The organism is Enterobacter sp. kpr-6, assembly GCF_900116015.1.
Lineage (GTDB): Bacteria > Pseudomonadota > Gammaproteobacteria > Enterobacterales > Enterobacteriaceae > Enterobacter_D.
In genome coordinates, this window is the sequence record NZ_FOYH01000001.1 from 561810 (window position 1) to 584514 (window position 22705).

Annotated in this window: 18 protein-coding genes, 1 tRNA gene and 1 pseudogene; 3 read left to right on the forward strand and 17 right to left on the reverse strand. The window is 52.4% G+C overall.

The window, feature by feature from the left end:
• Positions 1–72 precede the first annotated feature (72 nt).
• Positions 73–732: an FtsH protease modulator YccA gene (gene yccA / locus BM373_RS02565; protein WP_090459094.1), complete on the reverse strand. Its 660-nt coding sequence runs from the start codon at positions 730–732 to the stop codon at positions 73–75.
• 288 nt (positions 733–1020) lie between these two features.
• Positions 1021–5265 carry an autotransporter outer membrane beta-barrel domain-containing protein gene (locus BM373_RS02570; RefSeq protein WP_090459096.1) on the reverse strand — a complete coding sequence of 1415 codons (4245 nt, stop codon included), beginning with the start codon at positions 5263–5265 and terminating at the stop codon, positions 1021–1023.
• Positions 5266–5774: 509 nt separating this feature from the next.
• Here BM373_RS02570 and BM373_RS02575 point away from each other — a divergent pair.
• On the forward strand, positions 5775–7403 hold the full coding sequence (locus BM373_RS02575) for an ABC transporter substrate-binding protein (RefSeq protein ID WP_090459099.1): 1629 nt from the start codon (positions 5775–5777) through the stop codon (positions 7401–7403).
• Between the two features lie 129 nt (positions 7404–7532).
• A tRNA-Ser gene (locus BM373_RS02580) sits at positions 7533–7620 on the forward strand.
• 109 nt (positions 7621–7729) lie between these two features.
• On the opposite strand, the gene BM373_RS02585 is transcribed toward BM373_RS02580, so the two are convergent.
• The 11 genes and pseudogenes from BM373_RS02585 to BM373_RS02635 form a co-directional block, all read right to left on the reverse strand.
• The gene (locus BM373_RS02585; RefSeq protein ID WP_090459101.1) at positions 7730–8950 is read right to left on the reverse strand and encodes an MDR family MFS transporter; all 1221 of its coding nucleotides are present in this window, start codon (positions 8948–8950) and stop codon (positions 7730–7732) included.
• Between the two features lie 9 nt (positions 8951–8959).
• Complete coding sequence (locus tag BM373_RS02590; RefSeq protein ID WP_090459104.1) at positions 8960–9724, reverse strand: siderophore ABC transporter ATP-binding protein EitC; 765 nt, start codon at positions 9722–9724, stop codon at positions 8960–8962.
• Positions 9724–10761 (reverse strand): FecCD family ABC transporter permease, encoded by a 1038-nt coding sequence (locus BM373_RS02595; RefSeq protein ID WP_090459106.1) that lies wholly within the window; start codon positions 10759–10761, stop codon positions 9724–9726. The genes BM373_RS02590 and BM373_RS02595 overlap by 1 nt, the downstream gene beginning before the upstream one ends.
• Complete coding sequence (locus BM373_RS02600; protein ID WP_090459108.1) at positions 10761–11759, reverse strand: siderophore ABC transporter substrate-binding protein EitA; 999 nt, start codon at positions 11757–11759, stop codon at positions 10761–10763. Before BM373_RS02600 ends, BM373_RS02595 begins: the two co-directional genes overlap by 1 nt.
• A 123-nt stretch (positions 11760–11882) precedes the next feature.
• The gene (locus tag BM373_RS02605; RefSeq protein WP_090459110.1) at positions 11883–12884 is read right to left on the reverse strand and encodes a FecCD family ABC transporter permease; all 1002 of its coding nucleotides are present in this window, start codon (positions 12882–12884) and stop codon (positions 11883–11885) included.
• Complete coding sequence (locus tag BM373_RS02610; protein ID WP_090459113.1) at positions 12881–13837, reverse strand: ABC transporter substrate-binding protein; 957 nt, start codon at positions 13835–13837, stop codon at positions 12881–12883. The genes BM373_RS02605 and BM373_RS02610 overlap by 4 nt, the downstream gene beginning before the upstream one ends.
• A gap of 19 nt (positions 13838–13856) precedes the next feature.
• Entirely contained in the window at positions 13857–14660 is an 804-nt protein-coding gene (locus BM373_RS02615; protein ID WP_090459971.1) for an ABC transporter ATP-binding protein, read from the reverse strand.
• Between the two features lie 234 nt (positions 14661–14894).
• Positions 14895–15341: pseudogene (locus BM373_RS02620) on the reverse strand (HpcH/HpaI aldolase/citrate lyase family protein); the annotation flags it as partial.
• 32 nt (positions 15342–15373) lie between these two features.
• Entirely contained in the window at positions 15374–15703 is a 330-nt protein-coding gene (locus tag BM373_RS02625; RefSeq protein ID WP_090459114.1) for a hypothetical protein, read from the reverse strand.
• Positions 15704–15943: 240 nt separating this feature from the next.
• The gene (locus BM373_RS02630; RefSeq protein WP_090459116.1) at positions 15944–17554 is read right to left on the reverse strand and encodes an FAD-NAD(P)-binding protein; all 1611 of its coding nucleotides are present in this window, start codon (positions 17552–17554) and stop codon (positions 15944–15946) included.
• Between the two features lie 176 nt (positions 17555–17730).
• Positions 17731–17970: a DinI family protein gene (locus BM373_RS02635; RefSeq protein WP_090459118.1), complete on the reverse strand. Its 240-nt coding sequence runs from the start codon at positions 17968–17970 to the stop codon at positions 17731–17733.
• Positions 17971–18145: 175 nt separating this feature from the next.
• Between BM373_RS02635 and agp the strand changes: the two genes are divergently transcribed.
• Entirely contained in the window at positions 18146–19387 is a 1242-nt protein-coding gene (gene agp / locus BM373_RS02640) for a bifunctional glucose-1-phosphatase/inositol phosphatase (RefSeq protein ID WP_090459120.1), read from the forward strand.
• Between the two features lie 36 nt (positions 19388–19423).
• Here the strand turns inward: agp and BM373_RS02645 are convergent, their stop codons facing one another.
• The 4 genes from BM373_RS02645 to BM373_RS02660 form a co-directional block, all read right to left on the reverse strand.
• Complete coding sequence (locus BM373_RS02645; RefSeq protein ID WP_090459122.1) at positions 19424–19651, reverse strand: YccJ family protein; 228 nt, start codon at positions 19649–19651, stop codon at positions 19424–19426.
• A gap of 18 nt (positions 19652–19669) precedes the next feature.
• Positions 19670–20287, reverse strand: coding sequence for an NAD(P)H:quinone oxidoreductase (gene wrbA / locus BM373_RS02650; protein WP_090459124.1), 618 nt, complete (start codon positions 20285–20287; stop codon positions 19670–19672).
• An 89-nt stretch (positions 20288–20376) separates the two neighbouring features.
• On the reverse strand, positions 20377–21570 hold the full coding sequence (locus tag BM373_RS02655) for a zinc-dependent alcohol dehydrogenase (RefSeq protein ID WP_090459126.1): 1194 nt from the start codon (positions 21568–21570) through the stop codon (positions 20377–20379).
• Positions 21571–21682: 112 nt separating this feature from the next.
• The gene (locus BM373_RS02660) at positions 21683–22579 is read right to left on the reverse strand and encodes an SDR family oxidoreductase (protein WP_090459129.1); all 897 of its coding nucleotides are present in this window, start codon (positions 22577–22579) and stop codon (positions 21683–21685) included.
• Between the last annotated feature and the right edge of the window lie 126 nt (positions 22580–22705).

Consider the following 22705-nt stretch of genomic DNA (forward strand, 5'->3'; position numbering starts at 1 on the left):
CAGTCAAAAACCCGGCCAGTTTACCAAATAAAAAGGCCCCGCATAAGCAGGGCCTCAGAGTAAGCGTGCGCGTTAGTCGCGGCTTGCAAAACCCAGAATGCTCAGCAGGCTGACAAAAATATTGTACAGCGAGACATACAGGCTGACGGTGGCGCGAACGTAGTTGGTTTCGCCGCCGTGAATAATGTTACTGGTTTCAAACAGGATCGCGCCGGTTGAAATCAGGATAAACACCGCGCTAATGGCCAGGTGCAGGGCAGGCAGTTGCAGGAAGATATTAGCCACCATACCAATCAACACCACCACGATACCGGCCATCAGCATCCCGCCGAGGAACGACATATCTTTACGGGTCGTCAGCACATAAGCGGAGCAGCAGAAGAAAGTCAGTGCTGTACCGCCGAGCGCCAGCCCGATAAGATCGCCCATGCCCGCAGACAGGAAGCTGTTAAGCATTGGGCCCAGGATGTAACCCAGGAAACCGGTGAAGGCAAACGCCGCCAGGATACCGGACGGCTTATTCGCCAGTTTATAGGTTAAAAACATTAAGCCGTACATACCCACCAGCGTCAGGATCAGACCCGGTGAGGGCAGGCCCAGCACGGTGCTCGCGGTCGCGGTGATGGCAGAAAATGCCAGCGTCAGACTTAACAGGAAATAAGTGTTACGCAGTACTTTGTGGGTACTGAGTAGCGATGTACGTTCACGTGATGAACTGACTATACGTTCCATGCGTCACTCTCTTATGACAGATGTTAATTAGGCCAAAGAATAGGAAAACATCCCCGCTGCGCCTACCGGTTTTACCCATCTTTACCCAGCTGGGCATCGACTGACGATGTACATATTAAAAATCTGGCGATCGGAAATAGACTCGCCAGGAAAATGAGGTGTGAAAGTACGCTGCAGTAAACGTTGTTAGTGCAATAGGGAAGGTAGCAGAAAGACCCGTCCTGCAGGGCAGGCATGCCATGAGCATGCCGCCTTCCTGCAACTTATATTATTTAGGATATAAAAAACTCAGAACTGGTATTTGATACCCACCATGCCTTCGTAACTTTCAAGATCGTTTTCGCCATACTGCACACCTGCATGGCCCCAGGCTTGCCAGCCTTTAGCAAATTCGCCCTGAAGACCTACTTTCACTTCAACGCGATCGCCAGGAAGATCGCTATGGACTGAGTCGCTGTCAAAGGACATTTGGGTATCCAGATCGTCATGCCACCAGTTCACTTCGACAAACGGTTGTATGCCGTTTACTGTTTGGGTGTCACGGGTATAAGCCCGCAAGCCAAGACGGGAAATAAACCCGTCGGCATCGCCCTGAGTTACGCGCGTGCCGTCGCTTTCGTGCACATCATCCTGGCTGTACCAGTTCCAGGCAAACTGTGCCTGGGGTTCAAGCAGCCATTGGCGGTTGTTATTCTCATTGACGATAAAGGCCCATCCCGCTTCGACTGACGCCGTCAGGTTGTGGCTGTCATAGCTTTCATTTGCCATGCCATTACCCTGAACGCTGTTGTCATACCAGCCATACATCAGCCAGGTATCAACATAGGGGCCACTCGGGTAAGCATTTTTTTCTGCTTCATTCTGAAACCAGGTTCCGTAAATGCCCACGCTGTAGCCTTCAACTGATCCTTCTGCTTTTCGACGGGTGCCGTTATTGGTGTATTTCACGTCATTGCTGGCAATGTCAGTGTCGCTTTTACCCCAGCCCCCCATAATCCCCAAATGGTAGCGTCCCTGGTTGTCAGTATCTGACCAACTGGCGATATCTCCACCCAACTGAACAATAGTGGTATCTACCTCTCTGTCCATGGTGCCGTTTGCTTCATTACTTTTCGCATGGCGACTCACAATGCGTCCCCATGCTGAGCCGGTATGGGCGTCGCCCGCAGTGCGGTTAGCGTCTGTATATTGCACCTCGCCAAGCCTGTCATGCAGAGTATGGAGAAACATGTTGGTTGCAGCATAGCGGTTGCTTAAATAGGCCCCTGTTTCCGGAGAATATGACCAGTCAGACTTGTCGGCGTTGCCGCCACCGTTCGAATCAGGAATACCGGATGAGTTATCGTTCGGATCAGGGATACCGGATGAATTGCCGCTCGTGTCAGGAACACCGGATGAGCCGTCGTCGGGAGCGGGAGGAGGATTATTGTCATCAGGATTGGGAATCGGTTTATTATCATCCGGGTTCACAGGTGCTTTTACGCCACGTAAATACCAGTTTCCGTCCTGTTCATCAGTTACGCTGCCCTGATGTAGGTCATACTCGTAGGCACCGATACCCACGCGGCCATCAAGGACAAACGCGTCTTCTGCGGATTTGCCTTTCCCTCCCAATACGTGCACCAGTTCAATGCCGTTGTCTACTGTTACAGCACCACTACCACCCGCATTATTCACCTTGATCAACGTAGCTTTAGAACCGAGTGCGACTGTATCAACAACCAACATATCGCTTTGGGAATTTGCGCCTCCTTCATTCAGTACGGTATCCAGTGTCAGTGTGCCGCCATTAGAAATGTACACTCCATCACCAGACGTACCGGCCACATTACTGCCGCTAATAACTAAAATATCACCCGCTTTGCCGCCTGCAGTCAGGTCGATCATACCTGCGTTGTCGAACGAGCCAAGTTCCAGCATTTGCGCCTGGACAACGCCATCGTTAGCAATACTGTGCACGCTGCTGTCCAGCGTGTACTGGTCCGTCAGATCTTGTTTCGTATCGTTGGCGACTGCCACCAGCGCAACCGTGCCAGTATTAACAAATTTGCTGTCTGCGCCGCCAAAAGTAGAAACAGAAACTGCTTTAGCATCACGCGTGCCATCATTGTCACTGTCGGTAAAATTGCGCAGGTTCAGGTTCTTAGCGTTAGTAAAGGTCAGTGAGGTATCTGTCTTGGTCTGCACAAATCCGGTAATGGAACCCGTATTATTGATTTGGGACGGGGAGGAGGCATCAAGATAAATTGCGCGGTCATTAATTGCGTCAATGGTACCCGCGTTAGTTAAGGTAATGTTATCCGCTCTGAGGAAAACGCCCGCCGTGGGCGCTGATGTGTCATCGGTACCGCCTGAAACCGTGGATTTAGCATCAATGGTGACATCCACGTTTTTGGCCTGCTTCGATGAGGCATTATTCACCACTATGCCGTTAGCGCTGCCCGCGACCGACACGTTGCTGTTGCTAAGCGTTATCTCGACATCGCCGCCCTGAGATTGCGCCTCTATGCCATTATTTCCTGTCTCTTTACCCAACGTCTGAATATCGCCGCTGGCATTGATAGTCGTTTTACCGGTTTCTGTCTGGGTAAAAATAGCCGATGACTGCGTTTTCCCGCGTGTTTTGATATCGCCCCGGTTGGTAATGAAGGCTTCCCCTGCTCCGGAACGCATGACAGTAATTCCGTGATTCAGGTCGCTTGTTTCGCGTCCAATCTCAAGGGCGGCATCGTTCGTCACCGTTGCGGTACCTGTTCCGTTTGTCACGGAAATGCCACTGGCTTTACTGCCGGCCACATCAACAGTGCCACTGAGGTTGTTTACCGTAATATCACCGCTCGCTGCGCTTGCCTGAATAGCGTTCGCGCCCATACCCGTAGTGATCAACGTCCCTGCGTTATCAATAGTTACATCGCCCGACCCCAGATTCTCACCGTACAGCGCATAAGCTGACTCGCCATGCGTGGTGACCGTCCCCTGTTTGACATCGATTTTTGTATCGGCACCCAGGTTCGCTTTTGTATAAATCCCGTGGGATGTTTGCCCGTTGGTTTCAATCAGATCAGCATCGTGTTTACCGAACATGATGGATGCTGTTTTTCCGGTGGTATCGGCGTTGCTCAACGTAAGTGCATCATAGATGCCCACGTCAGCATAAATTCCAAAGTTATCCAGACCGTCTGCGGCGGTACCCGTTGTCACTTTGCCGGATGCGTTAACGATAGCGTTGCCGCTTCCGCTACGGGCGATAATACCCCGGGAATGTTGCTTACCGTCGGTTGAAATAGTACCGGCAGAGGTGATAGTCGCGTTCCCCTGGTTTGCTTCGGCACGTATACCATCCCGATAATTGTTTTCTTGCAGAACAGAAGAGGTGTTTTTTAATTGAATATTTCCTGCCAGAAAGTTGACCGTCGCGTCTCCAGTAGAATTTTTGCTGGCGTTTGTCGCTGAAGCGTAGAGTCCGGCGAGATCTTTCTCCCCGCTCATTTTAATACTGCTGTCTTTACTGTTGAATTCAATTGAAGCATTGCCATTTTCATGTGCAATCGCGTTAATGCCCGCAATAGATTGTTCCGGAGATGTGCCGCTTCCTTCGATGTCAATGGTCAGGGTTGCTTCCGGTGCTACTTTGACAATGGCATTGCCACCCATGGTGCCGGCAAATATACCGTTCGCATTACCGGTAGCATTAATATTAAGCACACCTTTAGCGATATCAATTTGCGCGTTATCAGTGGTGGCTGACCCTTTATTATGGGCATGTATGCCATCGACAGCGGCTGAAAATTGAGTATCCGGTGAGGTGCCGGAATCACCCTTAGTAGTAATCGTAGTAATCGTAGTAATCGGCGGGTTATTATTATCTTGACCTATTGAGTCAAAACGAATTTGGGCGGTGCCGCCTTCCGTTACCTGGGCATAAAGCCCATTCCCGTTAGTCGTTTCAATCTTCCCATAACCACTAAAATTAATCGTCGCATTTCCCTTTTGGGCTGTTGCTTCAATACCATCGCGTTCTTTGCTCGCGGACTCTACCGTATTCGTAATCGAAATATTGGCACCTTCCTGAACCGTAATTGTCGCATTTCCTTCGGTTGCAGACCATGCAATCATGGCAGTGTTGGAGGCAGGATCTGATAAGTTAATGTTAAGGAAAGTACCCCCGATAACGTTAATCGCTGCATCACCTTTAAAACCGTCGAGTATCATGGCATACCCAAAATCTTGAGAGTCGTTCGCTTGCTCAAAACCATTCAGTGACATGGTATATTTGCCGTCTAACGCCGGGGACGTATATCGACAGACAACGTTACCATCCCCCATATTATTATTCACATTGACAACCGTTGACCCGTCTTCTTCATTGCTACAACTGTCTGCCGCCGCCCAGACCTCGCCAGTCATAAGCGATAGCGCGACAATAATTGCGGCAGCACCTTTTTTTACGCAAATGGCTTTTGACGCCAGTTCAGATGCAACAATATACTTCTGTCGCGCTTCACTCCATACAATACTGTATGTTTTATTCATTCCACTGTTCCCTCAGAAAAAAGAATTACCTGTTCATGGCGCAATGATTAATACATTATTCATAACATTTTCATAAAAACGCTTTAGCTTTAATAGAAAGAGATAATGATATTAATAAAATACCATCGTGTTGCTTAGCGTCAGACTGCACTGCCATTACGCACCTAAAATAGCGGGAGGCATTTTATCAACTTGGTTACACCTGTTCAATGGATATAATATTCATACGGAATGTCTATTACTATATGTAAATATATATATTATATTTATTTATGGTTTATTCATAATTAGGGCAAAGGCAATATATTGTTTTTAGAAAGATATAATTATAAAACTATTGGCTCTGTTTATATTCCACGCAACAAAAAAGGAGATTATTGCCACCAATGTGAATCGGAGAAAAACCAGACCAGTCTCTTATAATTGGTTGAAAAACATTGCATTGTCAGGGCCCGACCGCTAATAGTGATAAGTGCATCGTCATCATGTTTAGCAATAAGGCGAAGGAAATGAAACTGCAAAAACAATCAGGATTGAGGCTTATATTATTGGCCACGGGGATGGTAGGTTTGAGCACAACGACTATCGCCGCCCAGGTGCCACCCGGCACGGAACTGGCAGCCACGCAGGAACTGGTGCGCAACAATGGCAGCGAGCCTGCATCGCTGGATCCGCATAAAGTAGAAAGCGACGTTGAATTCAATATTATCAGCGATTTATTCGACGGGCTGGTGGCCGTGAAGGCAGATGGCACCATTGAGCCGCGACTGGCGGAGAAGTGGGAAAATAAAGACAACACCGTCTGGACCTTTCATTTGCGCCCCGGCATCACCTGGTCTGACGGTACGGCAATTACGGCACAGGACATCGTATGGAGCTGGCAGCGCTTAGTGGATCCTAAAACCGCGTCGCCCTACGCCAGCTATCCGGGAAATATGCATATCGTTAATGCGGCGGATATCGCCGCAGGCAAACAGCCAGCGACAAATCTGGGCGTAAAAGCGCTGAACGATACGACGCTTGAAGTCACGCTCACCCAGCCAACGGCCGCATTTTTACCCATGCTGGCCCATCCTTCGCTGGTGGCGGTCGATAAAGTCCTGATCGGGCGTTTTGGCGATAAGTGGACGAAGCCGGAACACTTTGTTGGCAGCGGGGCCTATAAGATTTCCCAATGGATAGTGAACGAAAAAATTGTCGCCGTGCGCAACGCGCGTTACTGGGACAATAAAAACAGTGTCATCAATACCGTCACGTATTTACCGATTAGCGCTGAAACCGCCGACGTGAACCGCTATAAAGCCGGTGAAATTGATATCACCTACACCGTGCCGGTCAATCAGTTTGCGCAGTTACAGAAGACCCTCGGCAAGGAAGTCGATATTTCGCCGCAGCTTGCCACCTATTACTACCAGTTCAATACCACAAAGCCGCCGTTTAACGATCCCCGGGTGCGACGTGCGCTCAATATGGGGCTGGATAAAGATATCATCGCCCAGAAAGTGATGGGGCAGGGCCAGCGCCCGGCATGGGTGACCAGTCAGCCTGAAATTGGCGGCGTCACGATTCACAACCCTGATTACGCCAGTTGGCCGCGCGAGAAACGTCTTGAAGAGGCGCGCAAACTGCTCAAGGATGCGGGCTTCAGTGAAACCCATCCGCTCAGTTTTAATTTGCTCTATAACACCATGGAAACCCATCAGCGGATTGCCATTGCCGCCAGTTCCATGTGGAAGAAAAATCTCGGCGTGGAGGCGAAGCTGCAAAACCAGGAGTGGAAAACCATGCTCGATACCATGCATACCGGCAATTTTGACGCCGTGCGCTATGCGTGGATCGCGGATTACGACGATGCGGCGACGTTTTTGAATAATTTCCGCACGGGTGATAGCGAGAACACCACGAAGTACAGCAATCCGGCCTATGATGAAGCGTTGCATCAGGCCGCGAAAGCCGGAAGCGTGGAAGAACGCGGCAAATACTATCAGCAGGCTGAAGATTTACTGGCCCAGGACGTGCCCGCGCTGCCGGTTTATCACTATGTGAGAACACATCTGGTGAAACCCTGGGTCGGAGGATTCGCGCCGGACAGCCTCGGTTACTACTTTACGAAAGATCTCTATATCCTGAAACACTGAGATTAATGCTGAATAAATGGTCAGTATGCAGTTATTTCAGTCGATTAATCACATTTTGCCTGTTTTTCAGGCAAACAAACACATGAGGGGTTTACACGCCGTCACGGGATGTTTATAGTGCGCCTCATTGGAAGTGTGGCCGAGCGGTTGAAGGCACCGGTCTTGAAAACCGGCGACCCGAAAGGGTTCCAGAGTTCGAATCTCTGCGCTTCCGCCAAATACAAAACCCCAGATAAGCGATTATCTGGGGTTTTTTGTTTTGTGCCTTTCTTCATTTGCTCTCTGTTTTCATCCTCTCACTTACGTTTCTACATGCCTGCTGCGGATTAGCGCATGGGCCGGCAGATAAAATACAACGCAACAGCGCTACAAAACGGAAAGAAAGCTAATTGTAACCACGGGATGACTGCGGCAGGTGAGGGGATTAACGCCTGGTCGAGCTGGCTGCCCAGCATGAAATTTCCTGCCAGTACTGCGCAGCCACCGGCGGTAGACAGCGCGCCATAGTGCGCACCAAGCGTATTGTGATCGGCAAACTGTGGGATGAGATCTTTCGCGGCAGGCACCAGTAACATCTGTCCCGTCGTCAACAGCGCCACAAAACATGCCGCAGGCAGTAAACGCTGCCAGGAATCCGGCGGTTCTGACCCGGCAAACAGCGCGACGCAGAGAAAAGCGGCGGAAAGAAACAGGAATCCTGTCGGCAGGATCCGCGCAGCACCGATCCGCCGTGCGAACCGGGCCAGAGGAAGCTGGAACAGAATGATGAGCACTGACGCCAGCATAAACAGCGGGCCGAGATCTTTCTCACTGCCGCCGGACCGGGCGATTTCCACCGGTAATGCCAGATAAAGCTGGTTGTAGCTCAGCAGCCATGAACTGTAAGCAATAATAAAAGCCACAAAGCGTGGCTGACGGAAGGTTGTCCACCACGGGATAATCTTCAGCGCCTGCTTGTGCGATGTATGGCGCGGCAGGCACAGATGCAGCACGCCGAGCGCGATTAAGAATACCGCCGCCCCTGCCAGCGCGATCTGTCGAAATCCAAATCCTGCCAGCAATGCGCCCGCCACCGGGCCGAGCACTGCCCCAAGCTCCCCGCATACCGCAAACAGCGCAAACCATTCGGCGCGGCTGCGCTTTCCCCGCGCCTCGCTGTCGGTACCGGCTTTGGCCAGCAGCGCTTCAATGGACGGCGAAAACAGCGCGCCCCCGATGCCGGTCAGACAGGCTCCGAGGACGATCGGGCTTAAACTGTCGCCCAGGGCCAGTAACAGATAGCCCGCCACCCGGATCACGCAGCCGCACAGAATGACGCTACGCGCGCCATATCGGTCGGAGAGCGCGCCGCCGACAATAAACATTCCCTGCTGCGAAAAAGTGCGAAGCCCCAGGATCAGGCCGATAGCGCCACCTGAAAGCAGCAGATCATCGCGAAGGAAGATCGCGAGAAAGGGAACAACAGCGTAAAAACCGATGTTGAAAACAAACTGGCTGCCCAGTAACACGGGCGGCCAAAGGTGCGTCGCGGGACGGAAAAAAGGCATGCTGATGGCTTATTGCAGAAGGTAGTGGATATGTTTTTTACCGTGATACGCCGAAATCTCAATTCTGGTTTTCACCCGGAACACATCCCAGAGCAGCGCCTCCGTTAAAATCTCCTCCGGCGTACCCATCGCAATCACCTGACCTTGCTGCATCACCATCAGCGCATCGCAAAACATGGCGGCATGATTAAGATCATGAATGGCAACAATGCTGGTGACCGGCAGTTCACTGATGAGCTGCATCAACTGCATCTGGTGATGAATATCCAGATGGTTGGTCGGCTCATCCAGCAGGATCTCGGTCGGCGTCTGGGCCAGCGCTCTGGCAATGTGCACGCGCTGGCGCTCGCCACCGGATAAACTCAGCCAGCCCTGAGCGCTTTTTTCCAGCATATCGACCCGCGCAAGCGCCGCGTTGACGGTTTCATCATCGTGGGTGCTCCAGCCGGAAAAGGCGGTATGGTGCGGAATACGCCCCAGTTTGACCACATCACGAACCCGCATGTTGGCCTCCGTTGCGCCATGCTGTTCCACAAAGGCAATGCGGCGGGCAAGCTGCTTCTTCGGCATCCGCGCAATGTTATTGCCATCAAGGGTTACCGTCCCGGCGTGCGGGCGACGTAACCCGGCGAGAATACGCAACAGCGACGATTTACCGGAACCGTTGGGGCCGAGCAGCCCGACCGTTTGCCCCGGCGAAACGGTGAGGGAGACGTTATTGACGATGATCTTTTTACCTACCTTCCAGGTAATATTTTCAGCGGTGATACTCATCACTTATTCCTTGAACGATAGATAATGACGGCAAAGAAGGGCACGCCAACCAGCGCTGTCACCACACCAACCGGCAGGCTTTGCGGGGCGATAAGCATTCTCGACGCAATATCTGCCAGCACCATCAGAATGGCCCCGGCGAGCGCGCTGGCAATAAGCAGGGTACGGTGAAGCGGGCCGAAGAAGAAGCGCATCATATGCGGCACTACCAGGCCCACAAAACCAATGGAGCCCGCCATGCTGACAATCGTGGCCGTCATCAGCGCGGTGGCGGTAAACAGGATCAGGCGAACCCACGGCACATTAATGCCTAACGAGGCCGCTGCGTCATCGCCAAAGGTAAAGGCATCCAGCGCACGTGAGTAATAGAGACAAACAGCCAGGCCGATCAGGATGACGACCAGCGCCAGCTGAAACTCAGGCCAGCGTACGCCGCTAAAGCTACCCAGTAACCAGAACATGACATCGCGGGCCTGCTGCGCACTGGCTGACGTGCTGATGGTATACGCGGTGATCGCGTTGAAGAGTTGCGATGCGGCAACGCCCGCCAGTATGGTGCGCTCATTGCCACCCCGTGCGCCGTTGGTCAAAAAGGCTACAAAGGCGAAGGCGGCGAAGGCACCGGCAAACGCCCCTGCGGAAAGGGAGACTGCGCCGGTGCCAATCCCCAGCACCACGACCGAGACGGCACCCGTAGAGGCTCCCGCCGAGACGCCCAGCACGTAAGGTTCTGCCAGGGCGTTCTTCAGCAAACTTTGCAGTACGGCTCCGCAGATTGCCAGTCCCGCGCCACAGCAGGCAGCAACCAGCGCCCGGCTCAGGCGAAAGTCCCAGATAACGCTTTCATAAATGCGGCTGAGCGGCACCTCAGTGAGCCCGGCTTTATTGGTGAGCGCATCTACCACGCTGCGTAACGGAATGGAGAGTTCGCCTACGCTAACGCCAGTGGCGATGACCAGCAGCAACAGGATGAGGGCAAAAAGCGCCGACAGAGTCAGTAGCAGGCCCTGTGGGGCCTGTTTAACTGCCTGCATCATTAGTTCAGCCCCATTTTTCTGAGCTGTTCAGCAACCTGTTCTGCGCCGTAAATCGTGCGGATGGTGGGGTTCATGGCCTGACCGTCCATCACCACAATATGGCCTTTTTTAACGGCGTCGAGCTGACTGATCGCCGGGTCGCTTTTCAGTAATTTGATTTTTTCTTCCGCGTTATCCAGCGCCCAACGATTGCGGTCGAGGCTTGAAACCACAATCACGTCCGGGTTGGCGGCGATGATGCTTTCCCAGCCAACGGTAGGCCATTCGGTTTCGGAGGTAATGGCGTTATGGCCGCCCAGCACGTTAGCAATAAAACCCGACGCGCTGTTTTTGCCGCCAACATAGGCATCCGCAGAAGGCGAAGAGCTGGAGAACCAGAACACAAACGACAGATCTTTTTTGTTCTTGCTGAACTCTGTGCGCAAATCGTTTTCGCGTTTTTTGAAGTCATTGATCAGCGCTTCACCACGATCCTGAACATTAAAAATAGTCGCAAAATCAGTGATTTCTTTATAGAGGTAGGTCATATCCCACAGCTTCTGGCGGCTGCCGTACATATCGCCCACCGCTTTTTTTGTGGCGCACATGCCGGGTGACATGTAGCTGTTAACGCCGACGGTGGCGAGATCTTCCCGTTTGGCGACCTTACTTTCCGGGCCAAGCAGTAAAGGCAGTTGTGCGGGAACGAAGTCAGGATTTTGCGCGAGAATAGACTCAAGCGTTGGGATCTCAACCGTCAGGGTTTTAATTTTCTCGTTCTTCGCCGCCAGTGAGGGCAGCACTTTGGTGGGCCAGAACGCGCTGGCAACGACCTTATCCTCAAGACCCAGCAGCAGCAGGATCTCAACGGTATTTTGCCCCAGTGCCACAACCCGTTCAGGTGCCTTGTTAAACGTTTCCTGATATCCACAGTTCTCGATGGTGACAGGATAGGTGGTGGCAAATGCGGAGCTGACCGAAGCGAAAACTAAACCTAATGCACTGATGACTTTTTTCATAAAGCACTATCCGTAACGGGCTGTGATAATGACCTGCTGGTCAATTTAAGACGCACAATGATAATGAAAATTATTTGCAAGGCCAGATTTTATTGAACGTATTTGTTTACTTAGCGGTCATTCTTATCGGCGGGTTAGCAGACTTATCACAAAAATCCCCCCGATACCGGCCGTGATGATGCCAATGGGCAGTTCTTGCGGGGCGAGCAGCGTCCGGCTGACAATATCGCCGCCGCAGAGCAAAATCGCACCGGTAATAGCGCACCCCGGCAGCAGAAGCAGATGTTTAACACCGGAAAAATGCCGGCAAAAATGCGGCACCATCAAGCCGACAAAACCAATCACCCCGGTCAGGGCCACCAGAAGCGAAGTCGACACCGCGCAACACAGAAAAATTTCTCCCCGCAGACGGTTCACATGAATGCCCAGCGACAGAGCCGTTTGTTCTCCCGCCAGCAGTCCGTCCAGCGCACGAGCGCGCAGGGCGACAAAAACACTCAACAGCAGCACGCTCAAAAGAGCAAAAGGGAGATTATCCCAGCTCGCTAATCCCAGTCCGCCAAGCGACCAGAACATCACGGAACTGGCCGCGCGCTGATCGCCGGAAAAAATAAGGTAGCTGGTTAACGCACCGAACAGAAAAGAGATAGCCAGCCCGCAGATCACCAGATGCTCTGCGCCGCGCTGCTTCTTAAAATGAAACAGCAGCATGACCGCCACCGCCGAGCAGATACCGCCCGCAAAGGCCGCGACGGGCAGCGTCAGTGCGCCAAGCGTGTCACCAAAGCGGGTGATCACCAGCACCGCCCCGGTGGACGCGCCAGAAGAGAGGCCAAACAAAAACGGATCGGCCAGATCGTTACGTGTGGTCGTTTGTAACAGTGCGCCGACCATCGCCAGTCCGGCCCCGGTCAGAACAGCAAGCAGGGTTCTCGGCACACGGATATCAACCACAATTCTTTTGACCATCTCTGACACAGGCTCGTCGGCCAGTTGCAGGGCACCCAGCAACTGCATCAGCGGTAATGACACCGAGCCTTTAGCCACGCTAATGAGCATCAGCACAATAAGAACCAGGAAGGCACTTCCCATCGCCAGGGCGTAACGATACGAAAAAGAGGTCATTGCGTGACCATCGGATACAGTGCACTGGAGAGTTTTTCCACTGCCTTAATATTGGCGGGGCCGGGGGTAAGCTCTGCATACTGAAGTTTAAGGTAGCGCTGATTTTTCACGGCGGGCGTGAGTTTCATCAGCGGGTGATTTTCAAGGAAATGACGCAGCGCCTCTGCTCCGCTGCCGGTCTGGTAATCCAGCAGAATAATAAAATCGGGTTCAGTGGCAGCCACGCTTTCCCACGAGGTTGTCCCCCAGCTCATTTCCAGGGCTTCCATGGCGTTTTTACCGCCAGCCGCTTCGATGATGGCCGTTGGCATGGCATATTTGCCGCTGGTGAAAGGCTTATCTTCGCCAGAATCATAGACAAACACCTTTAAGGGGCGCGTTCCCTTTGGTGGTTCAGGCAACTGACTTATCGCTTCTTTCCAGCTATCGACAAGAGCCTGCGCTTCCTGTGGTTTGCCAAAGATTTTTCCCAGCGTCAGCTCGTCGTTATAGAGTAAATCCATGCTCGCTTTACGTTTAACCTTGTCGGTAAAGACGCAGCTTTCGCTGAGCACAAAGGTCTTAATACCAAATTTGCTCAACGACGCGGGCGTCACGTCGCCGCCGACTTTCATGCCATAATTCCAGCCAGCGAAAAAGAAATCCGGACTGGCTGCGAGTAAGGTTTCCAGAGCAGGGTATTTTGGTGCCAGTTCAGGGATTGTCCCCATCGCCTCTTTAAATTGCGGCGTCATTTTGTACCAGCCGCTTATACCAGTCAGGCCAACGATATGATCCTGCAAATTCAGGGCAAAGGCCATTTCCGACATATTAAGATCATTAATAATGGCTCTTTCTGGCGGCTTATTAAAGGTAAGCGGGACGCCACAACTTTCTATCGTGACCGGAAAATGTGCCGCATTCGCAGTACAGGCAGAAATAAGCACGGCGAGGCCCATAAATAAATTTTTCATTATCATTCTCTGTTAGTTTTTAAGCGGTATGTGGAACTTCAAAAATGCGTAACGCATTTCCCGTTTGAGGGTGGGGTACGGTAAAACTCGTCAGGCCAAATACCGGATAAAGATATTTCGATAACAGCGCGCGTGCGGGCTTATCACAAATAACTTGTCTGCCGTGAGAGAGAATAAGTACCCGGTCTGCGAAATTTTCAACCAGAGGGAGATCGTGCAACACCGCCACGACGGCAATGCCTTTGCTTTTCACCAGCGAAAGCAATTCCACGCGCCCGCTCGGATCAAGATGATTGGTGGGTTCATCCAGCAGCAGTAAATGCGGCGTCTGGGCCAGCACCCGCGCAATCGCTGCCCGCTGCCTTTCGCCACCTGAAAGCGCTGATAACGATCGCCGACGCAACGTTAATAAACCCGTCTCTTTAATGGCATTCTCTGTAATAGCATGATGATCGCTATGCGGGAGATCCTGCGCATGGGGAATACGCCCCAGTGCGACATAATCTTCAAGCGTCAAACGCAGGTCCGGAATATCATTCTGCGCCAGGACGGCAATCTGCTTTGCGCGTCGCTGACGTGTTACCGATGACATCGGTATTCCCTGTAATGTGATATTCCCGTTGAGATGTGTTGAGCCGTCGAAAATAGCCCGCAGCAACGTCGTTTTACCGCAACCATTAGGCCCAATGATAGCCAGCGACTCCCCTTTACTGACAGTAAAATGAATGGTGCCAGAATGTGGCTCTGCGGGATGAGACAGTAATGAGCGGATATTAACGCTAAGAATAATATCGGAAGTGCGCGGGACGAATGTGGATGACATCATATTCAGTAATCCGACCGTGTTCCTGATGAAAATCTCCTTAATCCATGTCGCCCATGGCAGGAAGATGCCCGTGGCCTGATCAGGGACGATCCCTGACAGACTTTGTTGATGTTATAACATAGCATTTCGGCGTGTCAAATCCACTGCTTCAGGGAGGAGAGGGACGGCAAAGAGGCTCCCGTTTTTATCTTTCAGGCAGAGATAAAAACGGGCATGGCGATATGATTTTTCCTATGACACAGGCATAAGCCTGATTCCGTCGGGGCTTTGTTCGGTGAGAATGCCATACACCCGCGCGCGCTCAAGGACGCTCGCTGCCCACCGACGATGGGTGGCGGGTTCACACATCGCACCCTGCGACTTAAACACAGCCTGAGTTGAATTAAGAATACGCAGCGCGTCTGAATGTTCACCGGGCGCAACCATCAGCGCCTTTTCAATCATGGCAATCTGGGTGGGATGGATAGCCGTTTTTCCTACCAGACCGTGGGCGATATCCAGCGATAACTCACGCGCCATCACATCCTGATCGTCAATGTGCTCGCAAACAGGTGCGGTCAGGGCAAAATCCAGCGGACCAAAAATAGCCACCAGCATTTTGATGACATATCCCATCGGGCTGTCATACAGCGTCAGATTGCGCGGGCGGCGCAATGAAACGATGTTCATCAGATCGTTTTCTTCGCCAGAAGCATTATGACAATATATTTTTATCCCTGACGTAATAAATAAATTCCCCCCAGCAATTCAAAATTAATAAAAACAAGTGACAGAAAGCACCCCATTAATCTTAATTTTTCCAGTATTGTCATAAGCATGGATTGTTTCTTTTGAGTAACAGGATCAATGGGTCTGCCACTAAAAATTATTCCAGTGCATAGGGCTAACATTATGATTATTCCTGAACTCGTTGAAAATATTAATATTGTTGCTGCAATTGAGTGCGGATCTTTGAGCGCTTTCCCCAGAGCTAATAATGCAATGCCCTCCAGAAAAAAGAATAATATAAAAAGAATAACGCCGATCGTTGATTTTTTCACGCTGACTTAAACCCCTGCTGCATGTGAAATGCATTTCTTCACGGATAATAAAGCGAAGTATTATTTCATTGATGACAAAAGGGGTAAATTACAAACAGGCTGCGTGGCTTTTAAAATTAATGATATTAACTACATTAAATTTTAAGTATTTAAGGCAAACAATTACAAGTTGACAGGTTGGCGCAGCGCCCGAATATGACTTTCCCAGGCGCGCATAACGCCGCGCCTGGTTTACAAAAATTACACGTCAATAAACGGCAGCCGCTTACGGGAATAAGCCGCTGGTTGCGCCAGCGCTTTTGCCATCGCAGCGCCAATTTCCGCGCACTCGGTCAACCCCTGAACAAAGGGATGATCGTGCATCAGCCAGGGCAGCGCGCCGAACGCGATGCGCCCGCGAGCGCACGCCGGTTCCCGCAGCGTGTAATGACTGTCCACTTCCGGGATCTCTTCCCCGGTCGCTTCAAGCTGTTTACGCAGCGACGGAAACGGCAGGTCGTTGGTTTTTAGCGGACGCTGCCCGCGCGCATCGATAAAAACATCGAAGGTATAACGCTGTTCCTGTGCGCAAATAACCGTCTGATGCGCCTGCACATCCTTTTCATACTCTGCGCCCAGCTCAAGGATGCTGATGATCCCGGCTTCACGCAACGCCAGTAACCGGCGAATAGACTGAGAGGGAATCGCCGCATAATTATCAATAAAAACGCGGGCAAGGCCGACATCAAAGCGCTTGCGATCCTCTTCATCCAGATGCGGCACACACTCCTGCACCACTTCATGTAATCGCAGAATCGCGTAGCGCCAGGGCACCGTTCGTCGATCGCGCTTGTTGCGTTCGACTTCGTTCAGATTGGAGAGCGCCCAGCGGAAGGGATCGTGCTGATGCCTGTCGGCAAACCAGGCGCTGGCAAAACTGTCGGCATCCAGATTATTCAGCTTGATGTGTTCACACCACTGCGGATCGGCCTGTTTAATTTCAGCCACCATCAGGTGGAAAATCCTGTCCAGCAGGCCTGTGCTCCCGGCCGCGATTTCGCGCTCCAGCGCCTGTTGCGTCAGCACGCGCAGCGGTTCATAAGGAATAGGGCAGTAGAAATCGGCTTCCGGCAGGATCCCGGAGCGGGACATGAGCACAATATTCAGCGCCTCGCTTCCGCTATCCAGACTGAAATGCATCTGCCCGTCATCGGATTCATAAAAAGCGCCATGTTGTACCACCACGGCCATTGCCGCGTCGATTGCGCTCAGGGAGGTGCCCATGATCCCCACTTTACACGCCGGAATTTTCGCCTCCATCAAGCCGGACCAGGGACTGGGAAAGAACGAGCGCGTGGATTCTTCCTCACCCGGCCAGACATGCCCGGTGGCAATGACGGCAAGATCAAAGGCTTCCGGTGTCGGTTTATCCTGCATCCACAGGTTCACGCCATCGGCGGTCGCCTCCAGATCCGTGACCTGGCAGGATTCCTTGACGTTCACCTCAAAGCCGCGTTCTTTGGCCCGCGCCACCAGTTGCAAAAACTGATCGCGGAAATACTCGCCCAGCAGAATGCGCGGCAAAAATTGCCGGACGTGCAGGGACGCAGCCTCAACGCCATACCGCGCCAGATGCTCGTCGCTCAGGCTTCGCAGCCAGTCGATATAGGTTGAAAAAACGGGGGGGATTTCAATACTGGCAATATTAGCCAGCATCATTCTGGAGTTTTCAGCATTGTTGTAGGGCATGCCGACACCGGCCTCAGCTGACTGTTCAAAGACAGTGACGGCCAGAGGCTCTCCATGCTGTAAAAGTGAAAGAAAGGTATAAATTCCCGTCGGGCCTGCACCGACAATCGCGATTTTCTTCATGCTGTTCACCGGTCATTATTGTTATATCGCCCCTTTATCTGCCGGGGCTTAAGCTCACTCTTAAGTGCAGGTCAGATCCCTGTGGGAAATGCACATGCTGCCTTAAGTGTGGTTTAAAATGGCCGTTGCGTCATGGAGATAAAAGATCTTATCCGTAGCAGAGTGGATTTGCGTAATTACTCGCCAACCAGCCACATATCCGCTTCTTCAAACATCTCTTCAAGCATTCTGTTGAGCTTCTCGCGATCGCTTTTGCTGGCGTCGCTGTTAAGACCATTGGCCTGCATCGGCTTCACGCGCACATCTGCGTCCGGGAAAATGCGGTGCACACGGCGGGTTAATTCTTCCAGTATGATCTCACGCGCGCCAGGCAGACCGGCTACGTTACGCTTATCATAAACTAACTCTACAAACACATTTCCTCCGGGAACTGTTTATTTATACAGGCGTTACTATAAAGAGAAAACGCCGTTCCCGCCAGGTAAAAATGCGCCGTTCTGTAACCAGGTGCAAAGTTTGCGTGAGCGCTTCAGGTAAAGCGTCATAAATCTGTCACACTTACTTTTTCTTTGATGGGAAGGGGAACGCAGGATGAAAAAAACACAACTGGCAATATGGACGGCGCTGGCGATGCTCCCGGCATTCGCGCAGGCGCAAACGGCACCGCAGGGGTACCAGCTTGAGCAGGTGCTGATCATGAGCCGCCACAATCTGCGCGCGCCGCTGGCGAATAACGGCAGCGTACTGGAACAGTCCACACCCAATAAATGGCCGGAGTGGGATGTGCCCGGCGGGCAGCTCACCACCAAGGGCGGCGTGCTCGAAGTTTACATGGGGCATTACATGCGCGAGTGGCTGGCAGAGCAGAAGCTGGTGACTTCCGGCGAATGTCCGACCGGCAATAGCGTCTATGCCTATGCCAACAGCCTGCAACGCACCGTGGCGACCGCCCAGTTCTTTATTACCGGCGCGTTTCCGGGCTGCGATGTGCCCGTCCATCACCAGGAAAAAATGGGCACCATGGACCCGGTGTTTAACCCGGTGATCACCGATGATTCTGCCGCCTTCGATCAGCAGGCTGTGCAGGCGATGAACACTAAACGCAAAGAGTTTCAGCTAAACGAAAGCTATCAGCTGCTGGAAAAAATCACCGATTATCAGGCAGCACCGGCCTGCAAAGAGAAGCAGCAGTGCTCGCTTACCGGCGCGCAGGATACATTTAGCGCTAAATACCAGCAGGAGCCAGGCGTATCCGGGCCGCTGAAAGTGGGTAATTCGCTGGTGGATGCCTTCACCCTGCAATATTACGAGGGCTTCCCGATGGATCAGGTGGCCTGGGGAGAGATCAAAACCGATCAGCAGTGGCGCGTGCTGTCGAAGCTGAAAAACAGCTATCAGGATTCGCTCTTTACCTCGCCGGAAGTGGCGCGTAATGTCGCGGCCCCGCTGATTGGCTATATCGGAAACGTGCTGGTGAATGACACCGCTAAAGCGGCAAAAGTGACGCTGATGGTGGGGCATGACTCCAATATTGCGTCATTGCTGACCGCACTCGACTTCAAGCCCTATCAGTTACACGATCAATATGAGCGCACGCCGATTGGCGGCAAAATAGTCTTCCAGCGCTGGCATGACACCACCGGTAATCGTGAACTGATGAAAATTGAATACGTCTACCAAAGTACGCAGCAATTGCGTAATGCTGATGTGCTCACCCTGCAATCGCCCCCGCAGCGCGTGACGCTTGAACTGGCAGGCTGCCCGGTGGATGCAGAAGGATTTTGCGCCATTGATAAATTTAACGCGGTGATTAAGTCGGTCGCCAAAGAGTAAAACAGAACTCCCCCGCCGGGCGGCGGGGGAGGCAGATCAGACGTTTTTACGTTCGATAGTTTGTTCGCCCCAGAACAGCGAATCTTTATCCGTTTTTTCGAAGGCGCGGATCAGCACTTCATCGTTACCTTCCTCCCAAATCTGCTCGGCCATTTTTTCGTCATAATCAGCCAGTTCAAAAATGGCTTCTGCGATCTCCGGAGAGGTATTACGCAGGCTTGCCCATTCTCCTACACGGTGTGCTTTTGATTCTGAAGTCGGCATAAATGTCTCCTTTAACAGTTAGGCTTTTAGCTTCGCGGCAAATCCTGCCACGTATTCGCCCTGATAACGGGCAATCACCAGCTCTTCTTCGCTGGGCTGGCGGGAGCCATCGCCACCGGCAATGGTGGTCGCCCCATAAGGTGTCCCGCCGCGAACCTGTGAAATATCAAACAGTTCTTTGACCCCATAACCGATGGGCACAATCAGCATCCCATGGTGGGCAAGGGTGGTCCAGGTGGATGAAATCGTGTGCTCCTGGCCGCCGCCGGTACCGGTCGAGCTAAAGACGCTGGCGACTTTGCCGCGCAATGCGCCCGAGGCCCACAGGCCACCCGTCTGGTCCAGGAAAGTGCGCATCTGACCCGCCATGTTGCCAAAACGCGTCGGTGTACCAAAGATAATCGCATCGTAGTCCGCCAGTTCCTGCGGCGTGGCTTCAGGTGCAGTTTGCGCTTTACCGCCTGATTTGGTGAATAACTCCGGCGGCATGGTTTCCGGCACACGCTTAATGACCACTTCAGCGCCACTGACTTTTTGCGCGCCTTCCGCTATCGCCTGTGCCATGGTTTCGACATGTCCATACATGGAATAGTACAGCACCAGAATTTTAACGTTTTTGCGCTCCGTTCCTTCCATCTCTCACCCCTTAGGTTGCGTTAAGCCTTTAAAAAGCGTAGCACACGCGCGCTTTCAGATGTCTTCAGGCAGCACGTGTTGCCATGGATTTAAATGGTCGCCCGCGCGGCTGCCATGCCCGGCACCAGGATCACTTTACGGCAATCTTCCTGCCGTTTTTCGAAGATCTCATAGCCGCGTGCCGCCTCTTCGAGTGGCAGATGGTGAGTCACAATCTCTTCAGGCGTCAGATGCCCGCCCTCAATCAGTTCCAGCAGTTCCGGCAAGAAAGCATGAACGTGCGTCTGGCCCATTTTAAAGGTCAGTCCTTTGTCGAACGCATCGCCGAACATAAAGCCGTGAATGAAACCGGCATACACGCCCGGCACGCTGACAATACCGCCCCGGCGTACCGCAGCAATACACTGACGCAACGCTTTACCGCTACTGCCTTCAATCTTCAGATTGGTTAAGACAGTTTCAGTCAGGCTACCTTTTGCTTCAAAGCCCACGGCGTCGATAACCGCATCGACACCCCGATTGTTACGGGTGTGCTCAATGATCCACGCGGCAGGATCGTCATTCTGATCGAAATTAATCGGGATCACGCCATAGCGCTGCTGGGCAAAATTAAGCCGGTAGTCGTTATGGTCAATCATGAAAATCTGCTCTGCACCCGCCAGACGCGCACAGGCGGCAGACAGCAGTCCGACCGGGCCCGCGCCAAAAATGGCTACGCTGGAACCTTGCTTGATCTCGGCGTTTTTTACCGCCTGCCAGGCTGTCGGCAGGATATCGGAAAGGAACAGCACTTTTTCATCGGGCAGAGTGTCAGGCACTTTAAACGGGCCGACGTTAGCCTTCGGCACACGGACGTATTCGGCCTGACCGCCGGGGATGCCGCCATACAGTTTGCTGTAGCCAAACAGGGCTGCCGGAGGCGTAATGCTTTTGCGGTTCAGGGCCGCGCCTTTACCACTGTTGGTATTTTCGCAGGCGGAATATTGATGCAGATGGCAAAAGAAGCAGTCGCCGCAGGCAATCACAAAGGGAATAACTACCCGATCGCCTTTCGCAACCGCAGTGACATCTTTACCGGTTTCGACCACTTCACCCATAAATTCATGACCGAAAATATCGCCATGCCCGGTGCCGGGAATTTTGCCGCGATAAAGATGCAGGTCAGATCCACAAATAGCCGTGGCCGTTACCCGCAAAATAATGTCATCGCCCGCCTCAATAGACGGATCGGGCATGTTATCAACGCTAACTTTATGCGGGCCATGGTACGTGAGTGCTTTCATCAGATATCTTCCTGCGTTGGATAACCTCACCGCAATAAGCCGGGGAGAGAAGCTCCCCGGCGGCGGAAAAGTCCATATCATGAAAAACGCCAGTCACAGTGACTGACAGCCTTTACAGCGTGCCCGTACCGCCATCTGAGCACCAGACCTGGCCGGAGCAGTAGCTGCTTTCATCCGAGGCCAGAAGCACATACATCCCGGCAATTTCTGCCGGTTGTCCCGGTCTGCCAAGCGGTGCAGACGCGCCAAACTGCTCCAGTTTTTCCTGCGGCTGTCCGCCACATGCCTGCAACACCGTCCAGTACGGCCCTGGTGCGACGGCATTAACCCGGATGCCTTCTTCAGCCACTTGCTGTGCCAGCGATTTGGTGAAGACGGCAATACAGGCTTTGGTCTGGGCATAATCCATCAGCGTCTTGCTCGGCTCATAAGCCTGGACGGATGAGGTGTTAATAATCGACGCCCCGCGCGGCAAATGCTCTAAAGCGGCTTTAGTGATCCAGAAAAGGGCATAGACGTTGGTTTTAAACGTGGCGTCAAAATCCTCGGTCGACAAATCACGTATGTGTTCGCGGAACTGCTGGCGACCCGCGTTGTTCACCAGGATGTCCAGCCCGCCCAATTCTTGCGCCGCCTGATTTACCAGCGTCTGACAGAATTTTTCATCACGAATATCACCGGGAATTGCCACGGCTTTGCGGCCTGCGGCTTCAATCAGCTCGATCACTTCACGCGCATCTTCTTCTTCAGCGGGAAGATAGTTGATGGCAACGTCGGCCCCTTCACGCGCATAAGCGATAGCAACGGCGCGACCGATACCGGAATCCCCGCCGGTAATCAGCGCCTTACGGCCAGCCAGACGATTATTCCCTTTATAGGATGTCTCGCCATGGTCAGGACGGGGTTTCAGTTTGCAGGCAAGTCCAGGGAAGGGTTGCAGTTGGCGCTCAAAGGGGGGAGTGGGGTACGATTTAATGTGTTCCGGAATAATATCTTTATTACTGCTCATACTTTTCTCCTCTGTAGCGACTTGATTCAGTATTCAAGCATAGAACATCAATGGCTATTTCTGTGAAAGCGATAAGGACAAAGGAAATTAATTAAGTAAGAGAATGTACCGCCAGAGGGCGATATT

Coding starts and splice junctions, on each gene's coding strand:
- BM373_RS02605 (WP_090459110.1), bottom strand. CDS start 12,884: ATGACCTCTTTTTCGTATCGTTACGCCCTGGCGATGGGAAGTGCCTTC.
- BM373_RS02585 (WP_090459101.1), bottom strand. CDS start 8,950: ATGCCTTTTTTCCGTCCCGCGACGCACCTTTGGCCGCCCGTGTTACTG.
- BM373_RS02575 (WP_090459099.1), top strand. CDS start 5,775: ATGAAACTGCAAAAACAATCAGGATTGAGGCTTATATTATTGGCCACG.
- agp (WP_090459120.1), top strand. CDS start 18,146: ATGAAAAAAACACAACTGGCAATATGGACGGCGCTGGCGATGCTCCCG.
- BM373_RS02595 (WP_090459106.1), bottom strand. CDS start 10,761: ATGATGCAGGCAGTTAAACAGGCCCCACAGGGCCTGCTACTGACTCTG.
- BM373_RS02645 (WP_090459122.1), bottom strand. CDS start 19,651: ATGCCGACTTCAGAATCAAAAGCACACCGTGTAGGAGAATGGGCAAGC.
- yccA (WP_090459094.1), bottom strand. CDS start 732: ATGGAACGTATAGTCAGTTCATCACGTGAACGTACATCGCTACTCAGT.
- BM373_RS02630 (WP_090459116.1), bottom strand. CDS start 17,554: ATGAAGAAAATCGCGATTGTCGGTGCAGGCCCGACGGGAATTTATACC.
- BM373_RS02590 (WP_090459104.1), bottom strand. CDS start 9,724: ATGAGTATCACCGCTGAAAATATTACCTGGAAGGTAGGTAAAAAGATC.
- wrbA (WP_090459124.1), bottom strand. CDS start 20,287: ATGGAAGGAACGGAGCGCAAAAACGTTAAAATTCTGGTGCTGTACTAT.
- BM373_RS02655 (WP_090459126.1), bottom strand. CDS start 21,570: ATGAAAGCACTCACGTACCATGGCCCGCATAAAGTTAGCGTTGATAAC.
- BM373_RS02610 (WP_090459113.1), bottom strand. CDS start 13,837: ATGAAAAATTTATTTATGGGCCTCGCCGTGCTTATTTCTGCCTGTACT.
- BM373_RS02660 (WP_090459129.1), bottom strand. CDS start 22,579: ATGAGCAGTAATAAAGATATTATTCCGGAACACATTAAATCGTACCCC.
- BM373_RS02570 (WP_090459096.1), bottom strand. CDS start 5,265: ATGAATAAAACATACAGTATTGTATGGAGTGAAGCGCGACAGAAGTAT.
- BM373_RS02600 (WP_090459108.1), bottom strand. CDS start 11,759: ATGAAAAAAGTCATCAGTGCATTAGGTTTAGTTTTCGCTTCGGTCAGC.
- BM373_RS02615 (WP_090459971.1), bottom strand. CDS start 14,660: ATGTCATCCACATTCGTCCCGCGCACTTCCGATATTATTCTTAGCGTT.